General features: G+C 61.3%; 27 protein-coding genes (1 of these 27 cut by a window edge). 17 read left to right on the forward strand and 10 right to left on the reverse strand.

From position 1 onward, the window contains the following. Positions 1-5: 5 nt before the first annotated feature. The 4 genes from BLV47_RS03730 to dksA all read right to left on the reverse strand — a co-directional run bounded on the left by BLV47_RS03730 (position 6) and on the right by dksA (position 4645). The gene (locus tag BLV47_RS03730; RefSeq protein ID WP_161799193.1) at positions 6-2960 is read right to left on the reverse strand and encodes a sensor histidine kinase; all 2955 of its coding nucleotides are present in this window, start codon (positions 2958-2960) and stop codon (positions 6-8) included. Beyond that, the gene (locus BLV47_RS03735) at positions 2944-3120 is read right to left on the reverse strand and encodes a hypothetical protein (protein WP_003176118.1); all 177 of its coding nucleotides are present in this window, start codon (positions 3118-3120) and stop codon (positions 2944-2946) included. The genes BLV47_RS03730 and BLV47_RS03735 overlap by 17 nt, the downstream gene beginning before the upstream one ends. Before the next feature lie 77 nt (positions 3121-3197). Next, positions 3198-4094: a tRNA glutamyl-Q(34) synthetase GluQRS gene (gluQRS, locus tag BLV47_RS03740; RefSeq protein WP_092310033.1), complete on the reverse strand. Its 897-nt coding sequence runs from the start codon at positions 4092-4094 to the stop codon at positions 3198-3200. 110 nt (positions 4095-4204) lie between these two features. Then, positions 4205-4645, reverse strand: a complete 441-nt coding sequence (dksA, locus tag BLV47_RS03745; protein WP_011063504.1) for an RNA polymerase-binding protein DksA — start codon at positions 4643-4645, stop codon at positions 4205-4207. A gap of 342 nt (positions 4646-4987) precedes the next feature. Between dksA and BLV47_RS03750 the strand changes: the two genes are divergently transcribed. Then, entirely contained in the window at positions 4988-6160 is a 1173-nt protein-coding gene (locus BLV47_RS03750; protein ID WP_092310036.1) for a pyridoxal phosphate-dependent aminotransferase, read from the forward strand. After that, the gene (gene sfsA, locus BLV47_RS03755; protein WP_092310039.1) at positions 6160-6873 is read left to right on the forward strand and encodes a DNA/RNA nuclease SfsA; all 714 of its coding nucleotides are present in this window, start codon (positions 6160-6162) and stop codon (positions 6871-6873) included. The genes BLV47_RS03750 and sfsA overlap by 1 nt, the downstream gene beginning before the upstream one ends. Here sfsA and BLV47_RS03760 read toward each other — a convergent pair. Beyond that, complete coding sequence (locus BLV47_RS03760) at positions 6870-7187, reverse strand: Rieske (2Fe-2S) protein (protein WP_092310042.1); 318 nt, start codon at positions 7185-7187, stop codon at positions 6870-6872. The genes sfsA and BLV47_RS03760 overlap by 4 nt on opposite strands. Before the next feature lie 219 nt (positions 7188-7406). Between BLV47_RS03760 and BLV47_RS03765 the strand changes: the two genes are divergently transcribed. The 4 genes from BLV47_RS03765 to BLV47_RS03780 are packed head-to-tail and all read left to right on the forward strand — an operon-like array spanning position 7407 to position 10971. Next, complete coding sequence (locus BLV47_RS03765; RefSeq protein WP_092310045.1) at positions 7407-8282, forward strand: heme/hemin ABC transporter substrate-binding protein; 876 nt, start codon at positions 7407-7409, stop codon at positions 8280-8282. Next, complete coding sequence (locus BLV47_RS03770) at positions 8279-9316, forward strand: FecCD family ABC transporter permease (protein WP_092310048.1); 1038 nt, start codon at positions 8279-8281, stop codon at positions 9314-9316. The genes BLV47_RS03765 and BLV47_RS03770 overlap by 4 nt, the downstream gene beginning before the upstream one ends. Beyond that, entirely contained in the window at positions 9316-10083 is a 768-nt protein-coding gene (locus tag BLV47_RS03775; protein WP_092310051.1) for a heme ABC transporter ATP-binding protein, read from the forward strand. The genes BLV47_RS03770 and BLV47_RS03775 overlap by 1 nt, the downstream gene beginning before the upstream one ends. Positions 10084-10104: 21 nt before the next feature. After that, on the forward strand, positions 10105-10971 hold the full coding sequence (locus tag BLV47_RS03780; protein WP_092310054.1) for a ChaN family lipoprotein: 867 nt from the start codon (positions 10105-10107) through the stop codon (positions 10969-10971). A gap of 229 nt (positions 10972-11200) precedes the next feature. Here the strand turns inward: BLV47_RS03780 and BLV47_RS03785 are convergent, their stop codons facing one another. The 4 genes from BLV47_RS03785 to BLV47_RS03800 form a co-directional block, all read right to left on the reverse strand. Continuing rightward, positions 11201-12007, reverse strand: a complete 807-nt coding sequence (locus tag BLV47_RS03785; RefSeq protein WP_092310057.1) for a Crp/Fnr family transcriptional regulator — start codon at positions 12005-12007, stop codon at positions 11201-11203. 13 nt (positions 12008-12020) lie between these two features. Continuing rightward, entirely contained in the window at positions 12021-12293 is a 273-nt protein-coding gene (locus BLV47_RS03790) for a TfoX/Sxy family protein (protein WP_016964849.1), read from the reverse strand. A 231-nt stretch (positions 12294-12524) separates the two neighbouring features. Further along, positions 12525-12869, reverse strand: a complete 345-nt coding sequence (locus BLV47_RS03795) for a pentapeptide repeat-containing protein (protein ID WP_092310060.1) — start codon at positions 12867-12869, stop codon at positions 12525-12527. 92 nt (positions 12870-12961) lie between these two features. Then, positions 12962-14518: a bifunctional aminoglycoside phosphotransferase/ATP-binding protein gene (locus BLV47_RS03800; protein WP_092310063.1), complete on the reverse strand. Its 1557-nt coding sequence runs from the start codon at positions 14516-14518 to the stop codon at positions 12962-12964. Positions 14519-14633: 115 nt separating this feature from the next. Here BLV47_RS03800 and mrcB point away from each other — a divergent pair, with 115 nt between their 5' ends. Genes mrcB through BLV47_RS03815 form a run of 3 tightly spaced genes read left to right on the forward strand, consistent with a single transcriptional unit; the run spans position 14634 to position 18056 of the window. Next, on the forward strand, positions 14634-16958 hold the full coding sequence (gene mrcB, locus BLV47_RS03805) for a penicillin-binding protein 1B (RefSeq protein ID WP_092310066.1): 2325 nt from the start codon (positions 14634-14636) through the stop codon (positions 16956-16958). A gap of 16 nt (positions 16959-16974) precedes the next feature. Continuing rightward, positions 16975-17721 (forward strand): tetratricopeptide repeat protein, encoded by a 747-nt coding sequence (locus BLV47_RS03810; protein WP_092310069.1) that lies wholly within the window; start codon positions 16975-16977, stop codon positions 17719-17721. Next, positions 17721-18056, forward strand: a complete 336-nt coding sequence (locus BLV47_RS03815) for a YqcC family protein (RefSeq protein WP_092310072.1) — start codon at positions 17721-17723, stop codon at positions 18054-18056. The genes BLV47_RS03810 and BLV47_RS03815 overlap by 1 nt, the downstream gene beginning before the upstream one ends. Here the strand turns inward: BLV47_RS03815 and BLV47_RS35255 are convergent. Further along, entirely contained in the window at positions 18032-18313 is a 282-nt protein-coding gene (locus BLV47_RS35255; RefSeq protein ID WP_143038236.1) for a hypothetical protein, read from the reverse strand. The two genes, BLV47_RS03815 and BLV47_RS35255, sit on opposite strands and share 25 nt — an antisense overlap. Positions 18314-18638: 325 nt before the next feature. On the opposite strand from BLV47_RS35255, the gene BLV47_RS03820 reads away from it, so the two are divergent. From BLV47_RS03820 to istB, 8 genes are all read left to right on the forward strand, one after another. Beyond that, positions 18639-20363, forward strand: coding sequence for an acetolactate synthase 3 large subunit (locus tag BLV47_RS03820; protein ID WP_042940970.1), 1725 nt, complete (start codon positions 18639-18641; stop codon positions 20361-20363). A 2-nt stretch (positions 20364-20365) separates the two neighbouring features. Continuing rightward, positions 20366-20857, forward strand: coding sequence for an acetolactate synthase small subunit (gene ilvN / locus BLV47_RS03825; RefSeq protein WP_016964842.1), 492 nt, complete (start codon positions 20366-20368; stop codon positions 20855-20857). Between the two features lie 45 nt (positions 20858-20902). Continuing rightward, positions 20903-21919, forward strand: a complete 1017-nt coding sequence (gene ilvC, locus BLV47_RS03830) for a ketol-acid reductoisomerase (RefSeq protein WP_007959661.1) — start codon at positions 20903-20905, stop codon at positions 21917-21919. Positions 21920-22065: 146 nt separating this feature from the next. Further along, positions 22066-22923 carry a CDP-diacylglycerol--serine O-phosphatidyltransferase gene (pssA, locus tag BLV47_RS03835; protein WP_092310075.1) on the forward strand — a complete coding sequence of 286 codons (858 nt, stop codon included), beginning with the start codon at positions 22066-22068 and terminating at the stop codon, positions 22921-22923. 63 nt (positions 22924-22986) lie between these two features. Beyond that, positions 22987-24000, forward strand: coding sequence for a protein-methionine-sulfoxide reductase catalytic subunit MsrP (gene msrP / locus BLV47_RS03840; RefSeq protein WP_092310078.1), 1014 nt, complete (start codon positions 22987-22989; stop codon positions 23998-24000). Next, positions 24000-24608: a protein-methionine-sulfoxide reductase heme-binding subunit MsrQ gene (gene msrQ / locus BLV47_RS03845; RefSeq protein ID WP_092310081.1), complete on the forward strand. Its 609-nt coding sequence runs from the start codon at positions 24000-24002 to the stop codon at positions 24606-24608. The genes msrP and msrQ overlap by 1 nt, the downstream gene beginning before the upstream one ends. A 186-nt stretch (positions 24609-24794) precedes the next feature. Then, positions 24795-26480: an IS21 family transposase gene (istA, locus tag BLV47_RS03850; RefSeq protein WP_062838241.1), complete on the forward strand. Its 1686-nt coding sequence runs from the start codon at positions 24795-24797 to the stop codon at positions 26478-26480. Further along, positions 26368-26520, forward strand: the 5' end (the start) of a protein-coding gene (gene istB, locus BLV47_RS03855) for an IS21-like element IS1474 family helper ATPase IstB (protein WP_062838242.1). It continues 597 nt past the right edge of the window; the window shows 153 of its 750 coding nt (coding positions 1-153); it begins with the start codon at positions 26368-26370; its stop codon lies beyond the right edge, outside the window. Before istA ends, istB begins: the two co-directional genes overlap by 113 nt.

Below are 26520 nucleotides of genomic sequence, written 5' to 3' on the forward strand. Positions count from 1 at the left end.
CGGTCTCAGTTCACAGCGGACGTCGCTTCGACATGGCGCGGCAAGGTCACCCGAATACGGGTGCCGCGCTGGCTTTGTAGATCGGCCGGGCTGTCGATGGTGATTTGTCCATAATGCTCTTCAACGATGGAATAGACCAGTGCAAGGCCCAGTCCGGTGCCTTCTCCAGGGTCCTTGGTGGTGAAAAACGGTTCGAACAGCCGGTCCATGATGTTCTTGGGAATGCCGCTGCCTTCGTCCTCCACGATCAGGTCGACCGTGTGCTCGAAAGCCTCGCTCTTGACGCGTACCGCGCTGCCGGGTGGGGAAGCGTCGCGGGCGTTGGAAAGCAGGTTGATCAACACCTGGGCGAGGCGCTGAGGATCGCCATCGACCCAGTGGTCGGGATCGCACAGATTGAAGAACTGCACTTCGAAATTGCGTCGATTCAGGGCCAGCAGGCCAATGGCGTCCTGAGCGACTTCGGCCAGGCACACGGCTTCGTCGTTGTGCTGGTGGCTACCGGCGTGGGCAAAGCTCATCAACGACTGCACGATGCGCGAGATGCGCTTGGTCTGTTCGAGAATCTGCTCGCTGATTTCCGTCAGTTCGCCGTCCTCCTCGCGCTCTTCCCGCAGGTTCTGCGCCAGGCAGGCAATACCGGTGATCGGGTTGCCGATCTCGTGAGCGACCCCGGCGGCCAGGCGCCCGATACTGGCCAGACGTTCGGAGTGCACCAGTTTGTCTTCCAGTGTCTGGGTTTCGGTCAGGTCCTCCACCAGCAGCACCAGGCCGCTGTTGCCCGGTGCCAGAGGCTCGTCGATGGCCGCCTTGTGCAGGTTCAGCCAGCGGGTCTGGCCATCGAGGGCCAGGTGCTGCTTGTGCAAGTGTTCGTCCGGCAGATTGATGAAGCCTTGCAGCAAATCCTTCCATGGGTTGGCGATGGTGCTCAGGCGCGAGCCCACCACATGCTGCGCGGGAATGCCGGTCAGCTCTTCCATGGCCTTGTTCCACATCAGGATTTCCTGGTCCTTGGCCAGGGAGCAGACGCCCATCGGCAGTTCCTGCAGGGTTTGCCGATGGTAGCGACGCAGGGCATCGAGTTCGGCGGCCAGGCCGGTCAGGCGCGAGTGGTAGTCCTCCAGCCGGCTTTCGATGAAGTGGATGTCCTCGGTGACGTAGTTTTCTCCGCCGGCCTTGTAGGGCAGGAAGGTTTCCACCATGTCCTGGGCAACACTGGGGCCCATCAGGCCCGAGAGGTTGGCCTCGATGCGGTCACGCAGGCGCCGCAAGGCGTAAGGCCGACGCTCGTCGAAGGGCAGATAGAGGTCGCGCAGGGCCTGCTCCACTTCCTTTTGCGCGGCCTTGGCGCCCAGCGGCTTGGCCAGTTGAGTGGCGAATTCCTGGGGCGAGGCGGCATGCAGTTCCCGTCGTTGCGGGCGACGCACGTTGTCCACGGCACAGGCTTCGGCGGCGCTGGCTTCCTCGCTGCTGGCGTTGGTGAACAGCGAGATCAGGGTGAACATCAGCACGTTGGCGGCCAGCGAGGCGATGGCCGCCATGTGCCAGCTGGTGTCGTCGAGGACGTAGATCATGTTCAGCAGCGGGATATAGAAACCCTGCAGGTTGCCGATCAACGGCAGCAGCATGGTCACCAGCCACACCAGGATCCCGGCCAGCAGCCCGGCGATGAAACCACGCCGGTTGGCGGTCGGCCAGTACAGCACCGACAGTACGCCCGGCAGAAATTGCAGGGTGGCGACGAAGGCGACGATTCCCAGGTTGGCCAGGTCTTGCTCGGCCCCCAGCAGCAGATAGAAGGCATAGCCGGCCATGATGATGGCGACGATCAGGGCGCGGCGGGTCCATTTCAGCCAGCGATAGATGTTGCCTTCCGCCGGCGGCTGATAGAGCGGCAGCACCAGATGGTTCAGGGCCATCCCCGACAACGCCAGGGTGGTGACAATGATCAGGCCACTGGCGGCGGAAAGGCCGCCGACATAGGCCAGCAGGGCCAGGGCCGGGCTGTTGGCGGCAATGCCGATGCCCAGGGTGAAGTATTCCGGATTGGTGGTGGCGCCGAGCTTGAGTCCGGCCCAGAGAATCAGCGGTACCGCCAGGCTCATCAGCAGCAGGAACAGCGGCAGGCCCCAGCTGGCGCTGACCAGGGCGCGGGGGTTGAGGTTTTCGGTAAAGGTCATGTGGTACATGTGCGGCATGACGATGGCCGAGGCGAAGAACACCAGCAGCAGAGTGCGCCACGGCCCCTCTTGCAGGGGCGTATGCAGCGCGGCCAGGGCGGTCTGGTTCTGCAGCAGCCAGAGCTCCAGCTGTTGTGGCCCATCGAAAACCCCGTACAGCGCGTAGAGGCCGACGCCGCCGATGGCGATCAGCTTGATCACCGATTCGAAGGCAATGGCGAACACCAGGCCTTCGTGTTTTTCCCGGGTCGCAATGTGCCTGGAACCGAAGAAAATCGTGAACAGGGTGATCAGCGCGCAGAAGCTCAGTGCTACGCGATGTTGCACAGGCTCATGGGTGAGGATGCCGATGGAGTCGGCCACCGCCTGGATCTGCAGGGCCAGCAGGGGCAGGACCCCCACCAGCATGAAAATGGTGGTCAGGGCGCCGGCCCAGGTGCTGCGAAATCGGAAGGCGAACAGATCCGCCAGGGATGACAGCTGGTAGGTACGGGTGATCTTGAGGATCGGATAGAGCAGCACCGGCGCCAGCAGGAAGGCCCCGGACACCCCCAGGTAACTGGAGAGAAAGCCGTAGCCGTATTGATAGGCCAGGCCCACTGTGCCGTAGAAGGCCCAGGCACTGGCATAGACCCCAAGCGACAGGGTGTAGGTCAGTGGGTGGCGAATGATCGAACGCGGGATCATGCCGCGCTCACTGATCCAGGCCACCCCGAACAGCACCAGCAAATAGGCGGCGCTGATCAGGATCATCTGGGTCAGGCTAAAGCTCATCGGCATCTTTTTGGCTCTGCAGGATGAAGGTCACGACGATCAGAATCAGCCAGAGCAGATACGGGCGATACCAGGCGCCAGTAGCATCGATCCACCAATCCATGATGGCGGGGGAAAACAGATAGATCCCCACTACCAGGAGCAGGACCAAGCGATAGATGTACATCTCGGCCTCTCTTTATTGTCTGCGTGCCCGAAAACGTGCGGCGATGGTAACGGATGGGCGCCAAGCTGCAAGGGGCGTCAGCTCAATTGCGCTTCCGGCACGCTTGGCGTGCGGGGAATCAAGCCGGCATCCCAGTGCGCGATGCCCCAGCGCATGATCTCTGCCACGCTGGCATAGGCCAGTTCGCTTGGCGGTTTCTGCCCCAGGGCCCGCAGCGCCCGCAACAGCAAGGGCGGCGCCTGGTCCTCGGGCAGTGGCGGCGAGCGGTAGGACTTGCCCAGTTTGTGGCCGTCCGGCTGAGTGATCAGCGGCACATGCAGGTAACGCGGCTGGTGCAGCCCCAGCAACTCCTGCAAGTACAACTGACGCGGTGTGGAGTCCAGCAGGTCCGAACCGCGGACGATATCGGTGATGCCTTGCCACGCATCATCCAGCACCACGGCCAGTTGATAAGCATACAGGCCATCCCGGCGCTGGATCACGAAGTCCCCCACATCCCGGCCCAGGTGCTGGCGGTACTCGCCCTGGACCCGGTCGGTGAAACGGTACTCCAGCTCCGGCACGCGCAGGCGGATCGCTGCATGCTCTCGGGCATGGCCGAGGTTGCGACACAGGCCCGGGTAGATGCCGTGGTAGGGCTCCAGTTGTTTGCGTGAACAGGTGCAGGCATAAGCCAGGCCCTGGTTGAACAAGCGGTTGAGCACCTCGGCATAGGCCGCGTGGCGGTCGCTTTGACGGATCATGTCACCGTCCCATTCGAAGCCGTAGCTTTCCAGGGCCTTGAGGATCGCCGCCTGGGCGCCGGGTTCTTCCCGGGGCGGGTCGAGGTCTTCCATGCGCACCAGCCAGCGACCGCCGACGGCGCGGGCATCAAGATAGGAGGCAAGCGCGGCAACCAGAGAGCCGAAATGCAGATAGCCGCTGGGGGTGGGGGCGAAGCGCCCGATGTACGCGGAGGATGTGGAGGCAGTCATGAAGGGCGACGATGTTCCGGGGGATCGCTTTCGCGAGCGAGCTCGCTCCTGCAGGGCGGCGGAAACGAAAACGGAGCGTGGGTACGCTCCGTTTCAGGCTCAGTCGGCGATTATTTGCCGACCTGCTTTTCCTTGATTTCCGCCAGGGTCTTGCAGTCGACGCACATGTCGGCGGTTGGGCGGGCTTCCAGACGGCGAATGCCAATCTCGACGCCACAGGATTCACACCAGCCGTATTCTTCGTCTTCGATCAGTTGCAGGGTCTTGTCGATCTTCTTGATCAACTTGCGCTCGCGATCACGGGCACGCAGTTCAAGGCTGAACTCTTCTTCCTGGCTGGCACGGTCAGCCGGATCGGGGAAGTTGGCCGCTTCGTCTTTCATGTGATCAACAGTGCGGTCGACTTCCTGCATCAAGTCCTGTTTCCACTTGTTCAGGATCTTGGTGAAGTGTTCGCGCATGGGCTTGCCCATGTACTCTTCGCCCGCAGTTTCAACATAAGGTTCAAAACCGCTGATCGATTGAATCTGTTGCTTTGCTTGGGTGGGCATGAATGGACCGCCTCTACTCTTGTAATCCATTGCGCAGGATTGCTCCATCTCCGACACTTGCCGGCCCTGCGGCTGCAAGCGGGCGAACTTACCAGATCAAACCAGAGCGCGCTACTCCCGGTTGTCGAGCCTATGTCGTGTATCGCCCATGGATACGGGAAAAGTCTGACACGGCCCGTTGAACGGTTCGTTCAATCATTGATTTTAGTCAAATCTGCGGGTTCTGTTGGCGCCGGTTGGCTAAGGTAGCAGACCGCGTGAACGGCTCCGGGTTCTCCCTGGCTTCTATGGATGGGTAGAATCGGACTTTTTGCTTCCCCACCTTGTAATGAAGGAAGGCTAATGGCTCTGCCCTACAGTGCGCGCAGTCGCGCTATCGAACCTTTCCATGTCATGGCCCTGCTGGCTCGCGCCAATGAACTGCAAGCGGCGGGACACGATGTGATTCACCTGGAGATCGGCGAGCCGGACTTCACCACCGCCGAACCGATCATCAAGGCCGGGCAGGCCGCGCTGAGTGCCGGCAAGACCCGCTACACCGCGGCCCGGGGCATTCCCGAGCTGCGCGGAGCCATCTCCGGGTTCTACCAGCAGCGCTATGGCCTGGACATCGACCCCGAGCGGATCATGATCACCCCCGGAGGCTCCGGTGCCCTGTTGTTGGCCAGCAGCCTGTTGGTCGACCCGGGCAAGCACTGGTTGCTGGCAGACCCGGGTTATCCGTGCAACCGGCATTTTTTGCGCCTGGTGGAAGGCGCCGCGCAACTGGTGCCGGTAGGTCCGGATGTGCGTTATCAACTGACTCCGGATCTGGTGGAACGCTATTGGGATCAGGACAGTGTCGGAGCCCTGGTGGCGTCTCCGGCGAACCCCACCGGGACCGTTCTCAGTCGTGATGAGCTGGCGGGCCTGTCCGCGGCGGTCAAGGCGCGCAATGGGCATCTGGTGGTGGATGAGATCTATCACGGCCTGACCTACGGCACGGACGCTGCCAGTGTTCTGGAAGTCGATGACAGTGCGTTTGTCCTGAACAGTTTTTCCAAGTATTTCGGCATGACCGGCTGGCGCCTGGGGTGGCTGGTGGCACCGCCGGCGGCTGTGGGCGAGCTGGAGAAGCTGGCGCAGAACCTCTACATCAGTGCGCCCAGCATGGCCCAGTACGCGGCCCTGGCCTGTTTCGAGCCGCAAACCATCAGCTTGCTGGAGGAGCGTCGCGCCGAGTTCGGACGCCGCCGGGACTTTCTGCTTCCGGCCTTGCGCGAACTGGGCTTCGGTATCGCCGTGGAGCCGGAAGGGGCGTTCTACCTGTATGCCGACATCAGCGCCTTTGGCGGGGATGCCTTTGCCTTCTGCCGACACTTCCTGGAAACCGAGCACCTGGCCTTCACTCCGGGTCTGGATTTTGGACGTCATCAGGCCGGTCATCATGTGCGCTTTGCTTACACCCAGAACCTGGCGCGCCTGCAAGAGGCCGTGGCGCGCATTGCCCGTGGCCTGCAGAGCTGGCAAGGCTGATGCGTTTCGATCCGGCCCTGGAGCAAGGGCGTCTGCTGCGGCGTTACAAGCGTTTTCTGGCGGACATCGAAACCGCTACGGGCGAGTTGCTGACCATCCACTGTCCCAATACCGGCTCGATGTTCAATTGCATGGTCGAGGGCGGGCAGGTGTGGTTCAGCCGCTCCAATGATCCCAAGCGCAAGCTGCCGGGCACCTGGGAAATCAGTGAAACCCCGCAGGGGCGACTGGCCTGCGTCAACACCGGACGGGCCAATGGGCTGGTCGAGGAGGCGCTGCGCGCCGGGCTGATCAGCGAGTTGGAAGGCTTTACCGGCCTCAAGCGCGAGGTGCCCTATGGGCAGGAGAACAGTCGCATCGACTTTCGCCTGGATTACCCTCATGGGCCGGCCTATGTCGAGGTCAAGAGTGTCACCCTGGGATTCGATGGTTCGCCAGTGGCGGCGTTTCCCGATGCGGTGACCCAGCGCGGTGCCAAGCACTTGCGTGAGCTGGCGAGCCTGGCCCGGGAGGGTGTACGGGCCGTGTTGCTGTACTGCGTCAATCTGTCGGGCATCGAAGCCGTGCGTCCGGCCGAGGAGATTGATCCGGGTTATGCCGCCGCATTGCGCGAAGCGGTGGCCGCCGGGGTTGAGGTACTGGCATACGGCGTGCGCCTGACCGCGCAGGAAGTCTGTATCGACCGGCGCCTCGACGTGCGGTTGCAGGGCTAGATATCGATCCAGATCCCCCGGCTGTCTTCCCGGCAGTCGATGGCCTGCAGGAACTGGCCGGCGCAAGGGCCGGCCACGCACTCGCCGCTTTCAATCAGAAACAGTGCGCCGTGGGTGGCGCACTGGATCAGGCTGGTGCTGGGGTCGAGAAACTGCTCGGGCTGCCACTCCAGGGGAACGCCACGGTGCGGGCAGCGGTTGGCATAAACGTAGGCCTGGCCTGCTCGACGCACGGCAAACAGCTTCAAGCCTTCCAACTGGAAACCGCGGCTGCCGGCCTCGACCAGCTCACTCCCGGCGCAAAGAAATTTCATGGCTATCCTCTTGGTCCTAAGGCTCTGGGCCCGGGCTGTCACAGCTCTTGGCTGACGGCAGGATGAAACATGTCGGCGCTTGACGGCTAAATGAAAACAATTATCAAATGGCCGCCTCGCCCGGCACGGCGTGCTTGCTCCTTTCGATGCCAGCTCAGTCTGGCATGTCACACGGACAGTCGCTTCGCGGGCCTCACTGCTATCAAAGGAAATCTACTTATGCGCCTGAGTGCCAGCGCCCTCGCGTTCTGGGTCGCACTGCTGGTGAGCCCGTGGGCCGCCGCCGAGGAGTTGCCGCAGCGTTGGGTCAGTGCCGGGGGCGCCTTGTCCGAGTGGGTGGTGGCCCTGGGGGCGGAGCCCAAGCTGGTGGGGGTCGATACCACCAGCCAGCACCCGGAGTCGCTCAAGGCCTTGCCGAGCATCGGCTATCAAAGGCAGCTGTCGGCGGAAGGCATTCTCAGTCTGCGTCCGGATATTCTGCTGGGGACTGAAGAAATGGGCCCGCCGCCGGTGCTGGCGCAGATTCGCAGTGCCGGGGTCAAGGTCGAGCTGTTTTCTGCTCAGGCCGACCTGCCGACCCTGCAACGCACCCTGCGCCAGTTGGGGCGACTCCTGGGGCGCGAGGACCAGGCCGGGCAATTGTTCAGCGCCTATCAACAGCGTCTTGAGCAACAGCGGGCCTGGATTGCACAAGTGCAGGAACAGCAGGCGGCGCCTGGAGTGCTGTTGCTACTGGGGCACGCGGGAGGCAAGCCGCTGATCGCCGGCAAGGACACGGCCGCGGACTGGCTGTTGCAACAGGCCGGCGCGCGCAACCTGGCGACCCATAGCGGTTACAAGCCGTTTTCGGCGGAATCCCTGGCGGGACTGAATCCTCAGGTGCTGGTGTTCTCCGACCGCAGCCTGAGTGGCGATGCGGCCCGCGTTGCGCTGTTCAAGGAAAGTCCGGTGTTGGCCTCCACTGCCGCGGCCAAGGCTGGGCGGGTGGTGGAGCTGGATCCGACCTTGTTGGTGGGCGGCTTGGGGCCGCGTCTGCCAGATAGTCTGAAACGCCTGGCGGCGGCCTTCTATCCCCAGGCCAAGCCTGCCCCATGAGCCGCCTGGTCAAACCTCGAACGCTGTTTCTCGGGCTTGGCGCCCTGTGTGTATTGGCTATCTGGCTGTCCCTGGCGCTGGGGCCGGTCAGCCTGCCCTTGATCGATACCTTGCGTGCCGCCTTGCGCCTGATCGGGTTACCCATCGATGGGCAGGGGCTGGAGCAGGCTGAGTTGATCCTTGGACAGATCCGCTTGCCACGGACCCTGCTCGGTCTGGCGGTGGGCGGGGTGCTGGCGCTGTCCGGCGTGGCCATGCAGGGGCTGTTTCGCAACCCCTTGGCTGATCCCGGGTTGGTGGGCGTATCCAGTGGGGCGGCATTAGGGGCGGCAATCGCTATTGTTGGCGGCTCGATGTTCGGCGGCGTGGCGGAATCTATCGCGCCCTACCTGCTCTCGCTCTGTGCCTTTCTCGGCGGGCTTGGGGTCACGGCATTGGTCTATCGCCTGGGCCGGCGCAATGGCCAGACTCACGTGGCGACCATGCTGCTGGCGGGGATCGCCCTGACCGCCCTGGCCAGTTCGGCGGTGGGCCTGTTCACCTACCTGGCCGATGACGCGACCTTGCGTACCCTTACCTTCTGGAACCTGGGCAGTCTTAACGGTGCCAGTTATCAGCGCCTGTGGCCGTTGTTGCTGGTGACGGTGCTGGTGGCCCTGTGGTTGCCCCGCAGGGCCAAGGCGTTGAATGCACTGCTGCTGGGCGAATCAGAGGCCAGGCACCTGGGCATTGATGTCGAAGGGCTCAAGCGGGAGCTGGTGTTCTGCACCGCCCTGGGCGTGGGCGCCGCGGTAGCCGCGGCAGGCATGATCGGTTTCGTGGGCCTGGTGGTGCCCCATCTGGTGCGTCTGTTGTCAGGGCCGGATCACCGAACCCTGCTTCCGGCATCGATCCTGGCGGGGGCCAGTCTGTTGCTGCTGGCCGATCTGGTGGCGCGCCTGGCGCTGGCGCCGGCCGAGTTGCCCATTGGCATTGTCACCGCCTTTATCGGCGCTCCGTTCTTTCTCTACCTCTTGCTGCGAGGGCGCGCCTGATGTTGCGAGTCGAGAACCTGCATGTACGGCGCGGGGATAAAGAGGTGCTGGTGGGGATCGATCTGCAGCTGCTGCCCGGGCAAGTGCTGGGGGTACTGGGCCCCAATGGTGCCGGTAAAAGCAGCCTGCTTGGGGCCCTGAGCGGCGAGCTGACGGCGCATCAGGGACGGGTGTTGCTGGATGAGCAGGAGATGGCGCAATGGCAGGGGGCGGCACGGGCGCAACGTCTGGCGGTTTTGCCCCAGGCGTCGAGTCTGGATTTTGCCTTTAGGGTCGAGGAAGTGGTGGCGTTGGGGCGCCTGCCTCATCACAGCGGCCGTGAGCGGGATGCACAGATAGTCGACGCTGCCCTGGAGGCCGCCGATGTGGCTCATCTGCGAGGGCGCAGCTACCTGGCGTTGTCGGGGGGCGAGCGTCAGCGGGTGCATCTGGCGCGGGTCCTGGCGCAATTATGGCCAGGTCAGGCCGGGCATCATTTGCTGCTGGACGAACCGACTTCGGCCCTCGATCCGTTGCACCAGCACGTGACCTTGCAGGCCGTCCGGGCATTCGCCGATCGGGGTGTCGCGGTGCTGATCATTCTCCATGACCTGAATCTGGCGGCGCGTTACTGTGATCGGGTGCTGCTGCTGGAGGGCGGGCACCCCCACTCCCTGGGCGTGCCGGCCGAAGTGCTGCGACCCGAGCCGCTGAAGGCGGTCTTCGGCCTGGAGGTCCTGGTACAGAAACACCCTGAACGTGGGCACCCGCTGATCATTGCCCGTTGACCCGTAACACGGAGAGCCTTGATGCGTACCCTGCCGCTTGTGCTGTCAGCCCTGTTGCTCGCGGCTTGTCACGTTAGCCGCGAGCCAGCACCGCCGCCCGTGGTGCAGGACCCGGGCAGCATTCTTGATCTGCGCACGGGGCAGGCGCTGAGTCCGGGGGAATTGGTCGAGCGCCTGGCGCGAGCGCCCCGGCTGATCGTCGGCGAGCAGCACGACAATGCCGATCATCACGTTTTGCAGCTTTGGCTACTGCGCTCGCTGGCCCAGGAACGCCCTCAGGGCAGCCTATTGCTGGAGATGCTCAATCCCGATCAGCAGCCCGGCGTCGACAAGGTCAAGCGTGAGGCGGCCGGGCAGCGCTTGCCTGATGACCTGATCAAGGCGTTGGCCTGGCAGCCGGGTTGGGATTGGGGGCTCTACGGGCCGGTGGTGAGCTATGCCCTGAAGCAGCCTTATCCCCTGTTGGCAGCCAATCTGGATCGACAGGAAATACGCCGGATCTATACCCAGGTGCCGGTTCTTGGTGGCAGGCAGAGCAATGCCTCGTCCGTGACCCAGGCGTTGTCGGCGCAGATTCGTGAATCCCACTGTGGCTTGCTGCCTGAGGCCCAGGTGCCGGCGATGTTGGCGGTGCAGCAGCAACGGGATCGGCGCATGGCCGAGCGATTGCTGGCGGCGCCGGTACCGGCCATGTTGCTGGCGGGGGCCTTTCATGGGCGCCGTGACCTTGGGGTGCCTCTGCACATGGCTGATCTGGACCTGCGCCGGCCAGTCGTGGTGTTGCTCCTGGCGGAGCACGGGAGCAGTGTGCCCGCTGCCGCGGCGGACTATGTCTGGTACACGCCGCCTCAGCCAGCCAAGGATTATTGCGCGCAACTGAAACCCTGATCGGCGGTGCTGTTTCACAGGCAAAAAAAGACCCGGCAAGAGCCGGGTCAAATAACCGTGATTAGCCTGATGAGGAGATAATCTGAGAGTCCGAACCACTGGTCTTCCAGGTTATCGACTGATCTCGCGATCAGTTGTGATAATCATAACGATTCTCATTTCGAAGTCAACCGGGCTTTTTCAGTTCCTGCGCATTTTTGTCAAACGCCCGTTTGGATTCTCGGTGAGTCTATTCCCGGGCCTGGCTGTTCAAGGCCATCAGGCGGGTCACTTCCTTGTTCAGCAGGTCAATGCGGCGGGCCATGCTTTCGATCAGGCTGTGAGCGATGCGCGGATTGCTCTGCGTCAGGCTGAGAAAGTGCTCCTTGGGGATCAGCATGATTGTGCTCGGTTCATTGGCAATGACGCTGGCACTGCGCTTTTCTCCGGTGAAGACCGCCATGGCGCCAAAGATCTCATCCTTGGGCACGTCGCCCACTTTGTGCCCGTCGACAAAGGCCTCGGCATGGCCTTCGAGAATCACGAACACGTGATCGGCTTCATCCCCCTGGGTAATCAGTACTTCTCCCGGCTCCACCCGCTTGAAGCCGTTGTTGCTGCGCAACTCGGGCGGCTTCAGGCGGGCTATCGCATCGCAGAGCAGGGCGGTCTGGCCGATCAGGTACTGCAGCAGCCATTCCGAGCGCTGTTCGTCAGCGTAGATATGGCGGAACACCTCGGTCCGCAAATAGGGCGTCAGGCTCAGTGGTACATCGCAGCCCAGTCGGTACTGAGGGTGTTCGACACCCCGCCGCAGTCCTACCAGATCGCCTTCATGCAGGTAGAATAGCGGACGCTCTTCAACGCTGGCCTGGATCACGCCACTGGCCAGCAGGAACAACTGATGCTCGGGCAAGAGGCCCGACAGATCCGCCACAGGTTCAACGTCCAGCGTGGCACCGCAGGGCGAAAGGCCCTCCAGCAACTGGGCCGGGATACTTTGCAGTCGGTTGATCAACGCATCGGCGTAGGCCGGTTGCTCCCCCATCAGATACATAAGGTTCTGCCAGTCAGTTCTTGTGACGAGAGGATATGGCGTCCAATTGCTTGTTCAGCGCCTCTTTGCGTTCGGCGGGAAGCTCGTTCCAGTGCATGTCCATCAACGCGCCTTCGATGGCGTACAGCAGCACTTTCGAGGCCCGAAAACCCCGGGTGCGTACAGCCCTGTATGCGTCCACCGCGCCCAGGCGGCGCAGGTCCGATGCGCTGTGGATGCCCACTGCATGCAGCCACTGTGCCGATGTCTTGCCAAGGTTCTTCAGGTGTTGCAGTTCATCATTCATTAAGCCTCCTGGCGATGGCCGAATGGTGAGTGGGCAGCCTCTCAGGAGTGTAGCGCTCAGTAGAAAATGCGCTGTTCGTTGGTCGGGTTTGGCGCAAATGCTTCTAAGGCAGTGCGGTCAAGGCGCGATGGGCGGGTGTATGCGGGCATTGTGCCGGGGAGAGGGGAAGAGCGGGGATGGTCCACAGTCCGGCGCACAGCAAGGCGCCGGACAGAACGATTGCAGGGGACTTTAGCGGGTGTTGTAGCGCAGTCGGGTGCCGAAGTTGACCGACATGAGGATTTCATCGGCGGTCAGTTCGACCGGGAAGTAGGCACCGGAGATCTGTGCATGGGCCAGGCTGGCGCCTTCCATGGTGGCATTGCGCAGGTCCAGGCCGCGCAGATCGGCGGAACGGAAGTAGGCGTCAGTGAAATCGATGCCCTGGGCGTTCAACTGTCGCAGGTCGAGGCCGCGGAAGTCTCCACCACGCATGTCGATGGGGCGATCCTTTGGACGCTCGCGGTTGAAGCCGACGATATCGTCCTTATGCAGCAGGGCGTAAAGCGGAGTATCCAGAAGTTTCGGTTGGCTCATGGCGACGTCACCAGTGTTGGATTTATGACGCCAGTATAGTGCCACTGTTTTTCAGCCGTGAAGTCTTTGCACTTCACGGCTGAAATTAGCGCTTACAGGCCAGGCAGACGCTGGCGGATGTTGGCAACCAGGGCATCCAGGCTGCCGCTTTCGTTGGTTTCAATGCGCTTGCTGCGCAGCAGTTCTTCGTCGGTCAGGGCCTCGCGAGTGGCTTGCTGGGTCGCAATCACTTCTAGGGTCGCATCGGACGGATCGTTCTGATCGGCCTGGCGTTGCGCCAGCCAGCTCGCAATCACCGCTTCTGGCGCATTGCAGTCGATGATCAGGCAAGGCGTGCCGGTGGCTTCGGCGACCTTGGCCGCTGCATCCCGCTGGGCGCGCTTGAGGTAGGTTGCATCGATCACGACCGGGAAGCCGGCGCGCAGGATGGTCTCGGCGATTTCATGCAGGCGCGCATAGGTGGCGCTGCTGGCCTCAGTGCTGTAGATGCCGGCGTGGGGATCGTTGGGTACCTGCTGCTCGCCGAACAGACGCTTGCGCTCGACGTCGGAGCGCAGGCGGATGGCGCCCAGGGCTTCCACCAGACGCATGGCCACACGGCTTTTGCCCACCGCCGAGACACCCGAGGTGATGGCCAGGAAGCGCGAAGGGATGGTGCTGTAGCTTTCCGCCAGATTGGCGTAGTTGCGGTATTGGCGCAGGGTGGTGGCGCGCTGCACGGGAGTGGCCTCGGCAGGCAGGCTGAACAGGCTGACCTTGGCGCGTACCAGGGCGCGATAGGCTTTGTAGAAATTGAGCAGTTCCAGGCCTTGGTAGTCGCCGGTCAGTTCCAGGTACTGGCTGATGAAGCGCCGTGCCAGGCTTTTCAGGCCACGGTCTTCCAGGTCCATGGCGAGGAAAGCGGTGTCGGCATAGACATCGGTGAAGCGGAAAGGCTCGTTGAATTCGATGCAGTCGAAGATCACCACCTTGCCGTCGATCAGGGTGGCGTTGCCCAGGTGGATATCACCGTGGCACTCACGGATGAAACCTTCGCTCTTGCGTTGCGCCAGCAGCGGCTTGAGGCGTTCGAAGCTGGTTTCTGCCCAGGCTTCCAGGGCTTCCAGTTGCTGCAGGTCGGCCTTGTCGCTGAGAAACGGACGGATCTGTTCGAAATTCTGGCGCACGGGGGCCATCACGCTTTCTGGTGTACCGGCTTCGTGTGCTGCCGGGACTTGCGGGGCGCTGAGGTGGAATTGAGCGATCTGTTGCGCCATCTCGTCAATGTGCGCGGTGGTCAGTTCGCTATTGGCCTGCAAGGTGCTGAGCAGTTGGCTTTGTGGAAACTGGCGCATTTTCAGCGCGTATTCGATGACCGGGCCGCTGCCACCCAGTTCAGGGGCTTCGGCGCTGCCGGTGATCGGCAGGACTTCCAGGTACAGGTCCTGGGTCAGACGCTGGTTCAGGCGCAGCTCTTCGCCACAGAAATGCTCGCGGGACTCGAGGCTGGTGAAGTCGAGGAAACCGAAATTGACCGGCTTTTTCACCTTATAAGCGAAAGCGCCGGTGAGCAGTACCCAGGAGATGTGGGTTTCGATGACCTGAAACCCTTCAACGGGATGAGGATACAGAGCGGGGTTTTGCAGGGCGGCGATCAGTGACTGGCTCACAGGCGATCCTTCAGAGTCGGGAAAATCGAGGGCGTCATTATGGCGGTTGGCAGGGGTAACGCAAACCTCGGGTGGCGCATGTTGAGGATGAATAAAGTGCGTATAATCCGCCGCCATGACTCGTACCCGATCCCCCCGTTCCGCTAAAAAAACTCCCTCTGGTGGCCTGCGCCCCTGGCTGGGCTGGGCGCTCAAGCTCAGCCTGGTTGGTCTGGTGGTGCTCGCCGGCTTTGCGGTTTACCTCGATGCAGTGGTTCAGGAAAAGTTCTCCGGCAAGCGCTGGACCATTCCGGCCAAGGTCTATGCCCGGCCGCTTGAGCTGTTCGTCGGACAAAAGCTCAGCAAGGAAGACTTCCTGACGGAGCTCGATGCCTTGGGCTACCGTCGCGAGAGCGTGGCCAACGGTCCCGGCGCTGCGGCGGTCAGTGGCAATACCGTCGACTTGAACACCCGTGGCTTCCAGTTCTACGAGGGACTGGAGCAGGCGCAAGCGGTCCGTGTGCGTTTCTCGGGCGACTATGTGGCGGAGCTTTCCGGCAGCAAGGGAGCCAAGTTGGCGGTGGTCCGTCTGGAGCCGTTGCTGATCGGTGGTCTGTATCCGAAAAACCTTGAAGATCGAATCCTGATCAAGATCGATCAGGTCCCGCCCTATCTGCTGGAAACCCTGGTGGCGGTGGAGGACCGTGATTTCTATTCGCACTTTGGCGTATCGCCGAAGTCGATTGCCCGCGCGATCTGGGTCAACACCTCGTCGGGGCAGATGCGTCAGGGCGGTAGTACCCTGACTCAGCAGTTGGTGAAGAACTTCTTCCTGACCAACGAACGCAGCCTGTCGCGCAAGCTCAACGAAGCGATGATGGCGCTGTTGCTGGAGCTGCATTACGACAAGCGGGAAATTCTCGAAGCCTATCTCAACGAGGTGTTTGTCGGTCAGGACGGTCAGCGTGCGGTGCACGGTTTCGGTCTGGCCAGCCAGTTCTTCTTCAGCCAGCCGTTGTCCGAGCTCAAGTTGCATCAGGTGGCGCTGTTGGTAGGGATGGTCAAAGGGCCTTCCTACTACAACCCGCGGCGTTACCCGGAACGTGCCTTGGAGCGGCGCAATCTGGTGCTCGATTTGCTGGCGCAGCAGGGCGTGGCTACACCCGAACAGGTGGAAGCGGCGAAGAAGATGCCGCTTGGCGTGACCAAGCGCGGCAGCCTGGCGGACAGCTCGTTCCCCGGTTTCCTTGATCTGGTCAAGCGTCAGTTGCGTGAAGACTACCGCGACGAAGACTTGACCGAGGAAGGCCTGCGAATCTTCACCAGTTTCGATCCGATCCTGCAGATGAAGGCCGAAGCCTCGGTCAACGACACCTTCAAGCGTCTGGCCGGGCGCAAGGGGGCGGAGGATGTCGAGGCCGCGATGGTGGTGACCAATCCGGAAACCGGTGAGGTCCAGGCCATGATCGGCAGTCGACAAGCCAGCTTCGCCGGCTTCAACCGGGCATTGGACGCAGTGCGACCGATCGGCTCGTTGATCAAGCCGGCGGTTTACCTGACGGCCCTGGAGAAACCCAGCCAGTACACCCTGACCAGTTGGCTCTCCGATGAGGCGTTCTCGGTGAAGGGCGCCGATGGCCAGGTATGGAAACCGCAGAACTATGATCGACGCTCCCACGGCACGATTTTCCTGTACCAGGGGCTGGCTCATTCCTACAACTTGTCCACCGCTCGACTCGGGCTGGAAGTCGGTGTGCCGAACGTTCTGAAGACCCTTGGACGCTTGGGTGTGACCCGTGAGTTCCCGGCGTTTCCGTCGATGCTGCTCGGCGCCGGTGGCCTGAGTCCGATGGAAGTGGCGACCATGTACCAGACCCTGGCCAACGGTGGCTTCAATACGCCCATGCGCGGGATCCGCAGCGTGCTGACAGCCGAGGGCGAGCCGCTCAAGCGTTATCCGTTCCAGATCCAGCAGCGCTTCGATGCCGGTTCGATCTATCTGATTCAGAGCGCGATGCAACGCGTGATGCGCGAAGGCACGGGCAGCTCGGTGTACAACGTGTTGCCCAAGACCCTGGCGCTGGCGGGCAAGACCGGTACCAGTAATGACTCGCGTGACAGTTGGTTCGCCGGTTTCAGTCAGGATCTGCTGGCGGTGGTCTGGCTGGGCCGTGACGATAACGGCAAGACACCGTTCACCGGTGCCACGGGCGCCCTGCAGGTCTGGACCAGTTTCATGCGCAAGGCCGATCCGCTGCCGCTGGACATGCCGCAGCCGGACAACGTGGTGCGGGCCTGGGTCGATTCGCGTACCGGGCAGGGCTCCGATGCCAACTGTCCGGGTGCTGTACAGATGCCGTATATTCGCGGCAGCGAACCGCCTCCCGGTGCTTCTTGCGGTGGTGAAACCCCGGCAGGTAGCGATTCGGTGATGGATTGGGTCAAGGGCTGGATGAACTAAGCGATGAGGGTTTGACGTGAACAAGTGGTGGGTTCCAGCTATTACAGCTCTGGCGTTGCTCAACGGTTGCGCCAGCGTGCAGCGCGGCTCCATTCCCGTCGTGGACTCCGGTACTACCGTGTCCAACAGCGAGCGGATTTCCGCCACCGGCGGCTTTCGCCAGACGACCATCAAGCGTCCGGCGCAGGCTCAGGCTCGGGCCATTCCGGAAGATTCCGGGGTGGTGGTGATGGTCCCTGGTGGCGGCGCAACCGCGTCGGCACCGATCAGCAGCTCGCCGATCACTCCGGGGCCTGTGACTTCCGGGCCTATTACGCCGGGGCCGGTGGAGGGTGGCGGTTATCAGTCGGCACCGATCAATCAGGGCACCTACAACATGCCTTCGACGCCGAGCGGGATTCCGTCGGCCCGGGCTGGTGGTCTGTCGGCCGATGAACAATTGGACGGGCCCGTGCTGGCGCTGCTGACCACGGCTCAGCAACAACAATCCAGTGGCGATCTGAATGGTGCTTCCTCTAGCCTGGAGCGTGCACAGCGTGTCGCGCCGCGCGAGCCTCAGGTGCTCTACCGTCTGGCACAGGTGCGCATGGCCCAGGGCGATGCTCCCCAGGCTGAACAGTTCGCCCGCCGTGGCCTGAGCTTCGCCAATGGCCGCCCCGATCTGCAGGCTAGCTTGTGGGAGCTGATTGCCCAGGCGCGGGAGAAGCAAGGTGATGCCGCCGGTGCTGCACAGGCGCGGCAGAAAGCCCGAGTCTCGCTGTGATGGATGAGCGCTTTCCGAAGATCGCCGAGCAGTTGCTGCTGATTGAGCGTGAATTGCGTGTTCAGGGCCTGTGGGACGAGGCTGTGCCCAGCGCTGAAGCGCTGGCCAGTACTCAGCCTTTTGCCGTGGACACCCTGGAGTTCGAGCAATGGCTGCAGTGGATCTTCCTGCCGCGCATGAAGGTGATCCTGGAGCAGGATTTGCCGTTGCCCAACGCTTCCGGTATCCAGGAAATGGCTGAGATGGTGTTCTCCACTCGCCCGATGCAGGGGCGCGACCAGCAGTTGCGAGTTCTGCTCAAAGAGTTTGATCAACTCATCGTCGCTACCCGCTGAATCACGGCTGCCAGGTATGCCTGGCAGTCGCTGCTTTTCCTCTCTTGCACTTCCGTTCCTGACGCCATAGGCCGCCCCTTCAACAGGCGTGTTCTTTCCTGCGCGCGGCTCTCGCGATGTCGTTCAATACGGTGCGTGGCAATCTGGCAATAGGGCACAGACGAAAGTCCGGCTTCGTATTTCTGAGAAGCTTGCTGAAGTTTGCGCAATTGAAGCGCAGAGAGTTGCCGGTTTTGAGTTTTTTCTTGCGTTCTCATGCGCTTAGTTCGAATTAACTACATAGACGACTTGACTTGAAGAGGACGAAACAGAAGAATCCAAAGTCCGCTGTAGAGGGACTGCCAGAAGCAGACCCACTCAGCAGATCATGAGGCGCACATCCGCGCCGAAGTGCTACACCCGCAACGCGTTACCTCGCGCTGGGTGGGAAAACCCCGCAACACTTTGGGGCGCTCCCAATACTTGCTCAGTCAGTGCTGACGTAGTCGGCGACCACCGTCGCTCATGCTCTGCTGAGAAGTAAACCTATTAAGACCCGCTCCCTTTTGAGGGCGGTATTCTGGCGTTTTAGAGGTGAACAACGTGGAGCTTTTATCTGGCGGTGAGATGCTCGTCCGCTTTTTGCGTGACGAAGGCGTCAAATATATCTACGGGTACCCGGGTGGTGCTCTCCTTCATGTTTACGATGCCCTGTTCAAAGAGCCGGAAGTGACCCACATCCTGGTTCGTCACGAACAAGCGGCAACCCATATGGCTGACGGTTATGCCCGTGCCACCGGTAAAGCCGGTGTGGTACTGGTGACTTCTGGCCCGGGCGCGACCAATGCCATTACCGGTATTGCCACCGCCTACATGGACTCGATTCCAATGGTGATCATTTCCGGTCAGGTGCCTAGCACCATGGTCGGTACCGACGCGTTCCAGGAAACCGACATGATCGGTATCTCCCGGCCGATCGTGAAGCACAGCTTCATGATCAAGCACGCTTCGGAAATCCCGGAAGTCATGAAGAAGGCGTTCTACCTGGCGCAATCAGGTCGTCCAGGTCCGGTGGTGGTCGATATCCCCAAGGACATGACTAACCCGGCTGAAAAGTTCGAATACGTTTTTCCCAAGAAAGCCAAGCTGCGCTCCTACAGCCCAGCTGTTCGCGGTCACTCCGGGCAAATCCGCAAGGCGGCAGAAATGCTCCTGGCGGCCAAGCGTCCTGTTCTTTATGCAGGCGGCGGCGTGATCCTGGGTGGCGGTTCCGCACCGCTGACCGAACTGGCCAAGATGCTCAATCTGCCAGTGACCAATACCCTGATGGGGCTGGGTGCATACCCTGGTACCGATCGGCAGTTCGTCGGCATGCTTGGCATGCACGGCAGCTACACCGCCAACCTGACCATGCACCACGCTGACGTGATCCTGGCCGTTGGTGCGCGCTTCGACGACCGGGTTATCAACGGTGCTCCGAAGTTCTGCCCGAACGCCAAGATCATCCATGTGGATATCGACCCGGCGTCCATCTCCAAGACCATCAAGGCTGATGTGCCTATCGTGGGGCCAGTGGAGAGCGTCCTGACTGAAATGGTCGCGGCACTCAAGGAAATCGGCGAGACCCCTAACAAGGATACGGTCGCCAGCTGGTGGAAGCAGATCGACGAGTGGCGTGGTGATCGCGGCCTGTTCCCTTACGACAAGGGCGACGGCAGCATCATCAAGCCGCAAACGGTGATCGAGACCCTGTGTGAAGTGACCAAGGGCGATGCCTTTGTCACCTCTGACGTGGGCCAGCACCAGATGTTCGCGGCGCAGTATTACAAGTTCAACAAGCCCAATCGTTGGATCAACTCCGGCGGCCTGGGCACCATGGGCTTCGGCTTTCCGGCGGCCATGGGGGTCAAGTTGAGCTTCCCTGATAATGATGTCGCCTGTGTCACCGGCGAAGGCAGTATCCAGATGAATATCCAGGAACTGTCCACCTGCCTGCAGTACGGTCTGCCGGTCAAGATCGTCAACCTGAACAACGGTGTGCTGGGTATGGTGCGCCAATGGCAGGACATGAGCTACGGCAGCCGCCACTCGCACTCCTACATGGAATCGCTGCCTGACTTCGTCAAGCTGGTCGAGGCCTACGGTCACGTGGGCATGCGTATCACGGACCTGAAGGATTTGAAGCCGAAGATGGAAGAAGCGTTCGCCATGAAGGATCGCCTGGTATTCCTCGATATCCAGGTCGATACCAGCGAGCACGTCTATCCGATGCAGATCAAAGACGGCTCTATGCGCGATATGTGGCTGAGCAAGACGGAGCGTACTTAATCATGCGGCACATCATTTCCTTGCTTCTGGAAAACGAACCGGGCGCTTTGTCTCGTGTAGTCGGTCTGTTCTCGCAGCGTAACTACAACATTGAAAGCTTGACCGTGGCACCGACCGAAGACCCGACCCTGTCGCGTCTGACCCTCACCACGGTTGGTCATGATGAGATCATCGAGCAGATCACCAAGAACCTGAACAAGTTGATCGAGGTGGTGAAGCTGGTGGACCTTTCGGAAAGTGCTCACATCGAGCGCGAGCTGATGTTGGTCAAGATCAAGGCCACCGGCGCCCAGCGCGCCGAGGTCAAGCGCACTACCGATATTTACCGTGGGCAGATCGTTGATGTCAGCGCTAGCGTGTATACCGTTCAACTGACCGGTACCAGCGACAAGCTCGACAGCTTCATTCAATCGATCGGCACCGCGTCGATTCTGGAAACCGTACGCAGTGGTGTCACCGGGATTGCCCGTGGCGACAAAGTACTGAGCATCTAACTCAAATTAGCGAATGGCCGGAACGGCCTGATATAGGGGAAATTCATGAAAGTTTTCTACGATAAAGACTGCGACCTGTCGATCATCCAGGGCAAGAAAGTTGCCATCATCGGTTACGGTTCCCAGGGCCACGCTCAAGCTTGCAACCTGAAAGACTCCGGCGTTGACGTGACTGTCGGCCTGCGCAAAGGCTCGGCCACTGTTGCCAAGGCTGAGGCCCATGGCCTGAAAGTGACCGACGTTGCTGCAGCCGTTGCCGGCGCCGACCTGGTCATGATCCTCACCCCGGACGAATTCCAGTCCCAGCTGTACAAGAACGAGATCGAGCCGAACATCAAGAAAGGCGCCACCCTGGCCTTCTCCCACGGCTTCGCTATCCACTACAACCAGGTTGTTCCGCGTGCTGACCTCGACGTGATCATGATCGCGCCGAAGGCTCCAGGTCACACCGTACGTTCCGAGTTCGTCAAGGGCGGCGGTATTCCTGACCTGATCGCGATCTACCAGGACGCATCCGGCAACGCCAAGAACGTAGCCCTGTCCTACGCGGCTGGCGTGGGTGGCGGTCGTACCGGCATCATCGAAACCACCTTCAAGGACGAGACTGAAACCGACCTGTTCGGTGAGCAGGCTGTTCTGTGCGGCGGTACCGTTGAACTGGTCAAGGCCGGTTTCGAAACCCTGGTTGAAGCTGGTTACGCGCCGGAAATGGCCTATTTCGAGTGCCTGCACGAACTGAAACTGATCGTTGACCTCATGTACGAAGGCGGTATCGCCAACATGAACTACTCGATCTCCAACAACGCCGAGTACGGCGAGTATGTGACCGGCCCTGAAGTCATCAACGCGGAATCCCGTCAGGCCATGCGCAACGCTCTGAAGCGCATCCAGGACGGCGAGTACGCCAAGATGTTCATCAGCGAAGGTGCTACTGGCTACCCATCGATGACCGCCAAGCGTCGTAACAACGCCGCTCACGGTATCGAGATCATCGGTGAGCAACTGCGTTCGATGATGCCGTGGATCGGAGCCAACAAAATCGTCGACAAAGCCAAGAACTAAGTTCGAGTCTTGTCAGGGAAAACGCGGCCTAGGCCGCGTTTTTTCGTTTGGACGGGTAGGTTCTGGTATAAAGCTGGATCCTTTGTGGCCGAATCGCGGCCCTGGGTATCTGTCGAAACTTTTCACACCGTTGCAAGGTATTGTCCATGAGCGAACGTCCCGAAGAGCCAAACCAGGCCTCTGACGCCGAAAGCCTGCTACCGATCGATGAGCATGTCGAAGAAGGGCATGACGCTGAAGGCCGTAAAGTCCGGCATCGTGGTATCTATCTTCTGCCGAATCTGTTCACCACTGCGAACCTGTTCGCGGGGTTCTATTCCATCATCAGTTCCATGAGTGCCCAGAGCGCCTTGAGTGCCGGGGACGCGGCGGGGGCAAGCAAGTACTTTGCCTTTGCCGCCATTGCGATCTTTGTCGCCATGGTCCTTGATGGCCTGGATGGGCGCGTAGCCCGTATGACCAATACACAAAGTGCCTTTGGCGCCGAGTACGATTCGCTGTCGGATATGGTGGCGTTTGGCGTTGCCCCGGCATTGCTGGCCTTTGGCTGGGCCTTGGGCGATATGGGCAAGGTTGGCTGGATGGTTGCCTTCATCTATGTGGCGGGCGCGGCATTGCGTCTGGCGCGTTTCAATACTCAGGTGGGAACCGCCGACAAGCGATACTTCATCGGTCTGGCCAGTCCTGCTGCGGCGGGTGTGGTGGCGGGTATTGTCTGGGCTTTCAGCGATTACGGCATTCAGGGATCGAAGATGTCGTTCCTGGTGGCGTTGATGGTCGCGGCGGCGGGCATGCTGATGGTCAGCAACATCAAGTACAACAGCTTCAAGGACCTGGACCTGAAGGGGCGGGTGCCTTTTGTGGCGATTCTGGCGGTAGTGCTGGTGTTTGCCGTGGTGTTCAGCGATCCACCCCGCATCCTGCTGTTGGTGTTCCTCGCCTATGCGGCTTCGGGTCCGATCCAGTACCTGTTGCACCTGCGTCGTCGCAAAAGCGTCGAGTGATGTAATTTCCTCCATACTCCGCAGTCTATTGGTACATCTGTCCTCCAATGCTGCGGAGTTGCCATGTTATTCAAATTCCCCAAAGCGTCTGACTGCCATGAGTCGGATGTCACGCCAGAATCTCTTTATCTCTCTCGACGCAGTTTGCTGGGCGGTGCGGTAGCAGGCCTGGCATTCGCGGGTTTGCCCCGTTGGGCGGCTGCGCAAGATGCGACGCGTTATGCCGATGTGGAGCCGGGCCGTGCGCCGGCGTGGTTCTCCGACAAATTGGCGAGCACTCACTGGCAAGCCGTAACCGTCAAGGATGAGGCGATCACGCCGTTCAAGGACGCGACCCACTACAACAACTTCTATGAGTTCGGTACTGACAAGGGTGATCCGGCGGCTAACGCGGGTGCGCTCAAGACCGAGCCTTGGAGTGTGGTTGTTGACGGCGAGGTCGCCAAGCCTGGGCGCTATGCCCTTGAAGATTTCATGAAGCCTTACTCATTGGAGGAGCGTATTTATCGACTTCGCTGCGTCGAGGCGTGGTCGATGGTGATTCCCTGGATAGGCTTTCCTATCTCGGCGCTGCTCAAGCAAGTGGAGCCAACCAGCAAGGCCAAGTTCATTCGTTTTGAAACGCTGCAGGATCCTAAGAGCATGCCGGGACAGCGTTCGGGTTTTGCCTTGATCGACTGGCCCTATGTTGAGGGCTTGCGTCTTGATGAGGCGATGAATCCATTGGCGATTCTTGCGGTAGGCATGTATGGGCGTGAGCTGCCCAATCAGAATGGTGCGCCATTGCGCCTGGTGGTTCCCTGGAAGTATGGCTTCAAAAGTGTGAAGTCTATTGTGCGTATCAGCTTGGTGGATGAGCAGCCAAAGACTACCTGGCAGAGTATTGCTGCCAATGAATATGGGTTTTACGCGAATGTGAATCCGACAGTTGATCATCCTCGATGGACTCAAGCGCGTGAGCGGCGTTTGCCCAGCAGCCTGTTCAGTCCAAATGTGCGGGAAACGCAGATGTTCAATGGCTACTCGGATGAGGTCGCTTCCTTATATAGCGGCATGGACCTGCGGAAGAACTACTGATGCGTTATTCGTTCTGGCGTATTGGCGTCTTTATCGCTGCGGCTATCTGGCCACTGTATTGGCTGTATGAGGCTTGGGGCTCGGTTCTCGGGCCTGATCCTGGCAAGGTGCTGGTTGATCGCCTGGGATTGGGGACGTTGGTGCTGCTACTGATTACCTTGGCCATGACTCCCATGCAGAAGCTAACTGGCTGGCCGGGCTGGATAGCCGTGCGCCGACAACTGGGGTTGTGGTGCTTTGCCTATGTAGTGCTGCACTTGAGTGCCTATGGGGTATTCATTCTGGGGTTGGACTTGTCCCAGTTGGGCGTGGAGTTGCGCAAGCGGCCCTATATCTTTGTCGGAAGCCTAGGGTTCGTGCTTCTTTTGCTATTAGCGCTGACGTCCAATCGCTACAGTCAGCGTCGTCTGGGAGCGCGTTGGAAAAAGCTGCATCGCCTGGTTTATCTCATCCTGGGGCTTGGGTTGTTGCATATGCTCTGGATCGTTCGGGCTGATCTGAAGGAATGGGTGGTTTACGCTTCTATAGGTGTGCTGCTGTTGGTGCTGCGTGTGCCAGCGGTGGTGCGTTGCGGATTTCGGAGCACCGTGACCGGCCGTTTCGGTTGATCGTGACCGGTCATTTCGCTAACGCGTGACCGCTCATTTCGGTAGCAACGTGACCGATTTTCCGCCTGTTCCGAAACAGGTGGTCACGGCTTACCGAAATCGCCGGTCACGACTTAGCGAAAGCCTTCCCCTTCGTTGCGCATGACCTGATGCGCCGCCATCCTCGACCGATTTCGGGAGAGGAAGATGGCGGCGCCGCGAGTAGCCATGCGAAACATCAAAGAATGTCTGCGCCTCAAGTTTGAGGCCGGCTTGTCCCACGAGAAGATTGCCCGTGCCTTGCAGCTGTCCAAGGGCGTGGTTAGCAAGTACATCGCGGCGGCGCGGGTGGCCGGGCTGGACTGGCCGGCGCTGGTGGCCATGGACGAGGCCGCGCTGGCGGCCGCCTTGTTTGCACCGACGTCGACGAACAAGCCGCGCGGTGAGCGAGTGCTGCCCGATGTGCTGAGCATCCACCGCGAGTTGCGACGCAAGGGCGTGACCTTGCAGCTGCTGTGGGAGGAATATCTCGCCGCGCATGCGGGCCAGCCGACCTACCGCTACACCCAGTTCGTCGAGCACTACCGGCGCTACGCCCAGACGCTCAAACGTTCGATGCGTCAGCTGCACCGTGCGGGCGAGAAGCTATTCATCGACTATGCCGGGCCGACGCTGCCGGTGGTCGACCCGGCCACCGGCGAAGTGCGCCGGGCGCACATCTTCGTCGCCGCCCTGGGCGCCTCGAATTACACCTATGCCTGCGCGACGCCAGGCGAAACCCAGGTGGACTGGCTGACCTCGCTGGGCCAGGCTCTGACCTACTTTGGCGGCGTGCCGGAAATGGTTGTGCCGGACAATCCGCGCGCCCTGGTCGCCCAGCCGGATCGCTACGAGCCGGGCCTGAACCGGGCCACGCTGGAGTGCGCGCGTCATTACCAGACGGTGATCCTGCCGGCACGGCCACGCAAGCCTCAGGACAAGGCCAAGGCCGAGGTGGCGGTGCAGGTGGTCGAGCGCTGGATCATGGCGCGGCTGCGCCATCGGCAGTTCTTCAGCCTGCATGCGCTTAACCAGGCCATCGCCGAGCTGCTGGAGGATCTGAATCGGCGCCCGTTCAAGCGGCTCGATGGCTGCCGGCGCGACTGGTTCGAGCGCCTGGATCGCCCGGCCTTGCGAGCGCTGCCGGTGCATCCCTACGAGGTCGCCACCTTCAAGCGCTGCAAGGTCAGCATCGACTACCACATCGAGGTCAATGGCAGCTTCTACAGCGTGCCCTCCGCCCTGGCCCGGCAGAACGTGGACGTGCGACTGACGGCACACACCCTGGAAGTGCTGCATGGCAACCGGCGGGTGGCCAGCCACCTGCTGCTGGGGCGACGCGGCGCTTACAGTACCCAGCGCGAGCACATGCCCGCGGCGCACCAGGCGCATCGCGAATGGACGCCACAACGCCTGCTCGACTGGGGCGCGCGGATCGGCCCCTACACGCGCCAACTGATCGATCACCAACTGACCCACAAGCCGCACCCGGAGATGGGCTACCGCGCCTGCCTCGGCCTGCTCTCGCTGGCCCGGCGCTATGGCAATGCACGCCTGGAAGCCGCTGCCGAACGTGCCGTACACCTGCGCGCCTTCACCGGGCGCAGCGTGCGCAACCTGCTCCAGCAAGGCCTGGATCAACAGCCGCTGCCCCAGCGTGCCGCCGAAACGACCTTACCCGGCGACCACGAGAACGTCCGTGGCGCCGACTACTACCAACCCCCGCAACAGGAGCTGTTCGATGATGCCGCAACACACCCTGAATCAACTGCACCAGCTACGCCTGGACGGCATGGCCCGCGCCCTGGAAGAGCAATGGACGCTGCCGGCCAGCCACAGCCTGAGCTTCGATGAACGCCTCGGCCTACTGCTCGACCGCGAACTGGCCTGGCGT

The organism is Pseudomonas saponiphila (assembly GCF_900105185.1).
GTDB lineage: Bacteria > Pseudomonadota > Gammaproteobacteria > Pseudomonadales > Pseudomonadaceae > Aquipseudomonas > Aquipseudomonas saponiphila.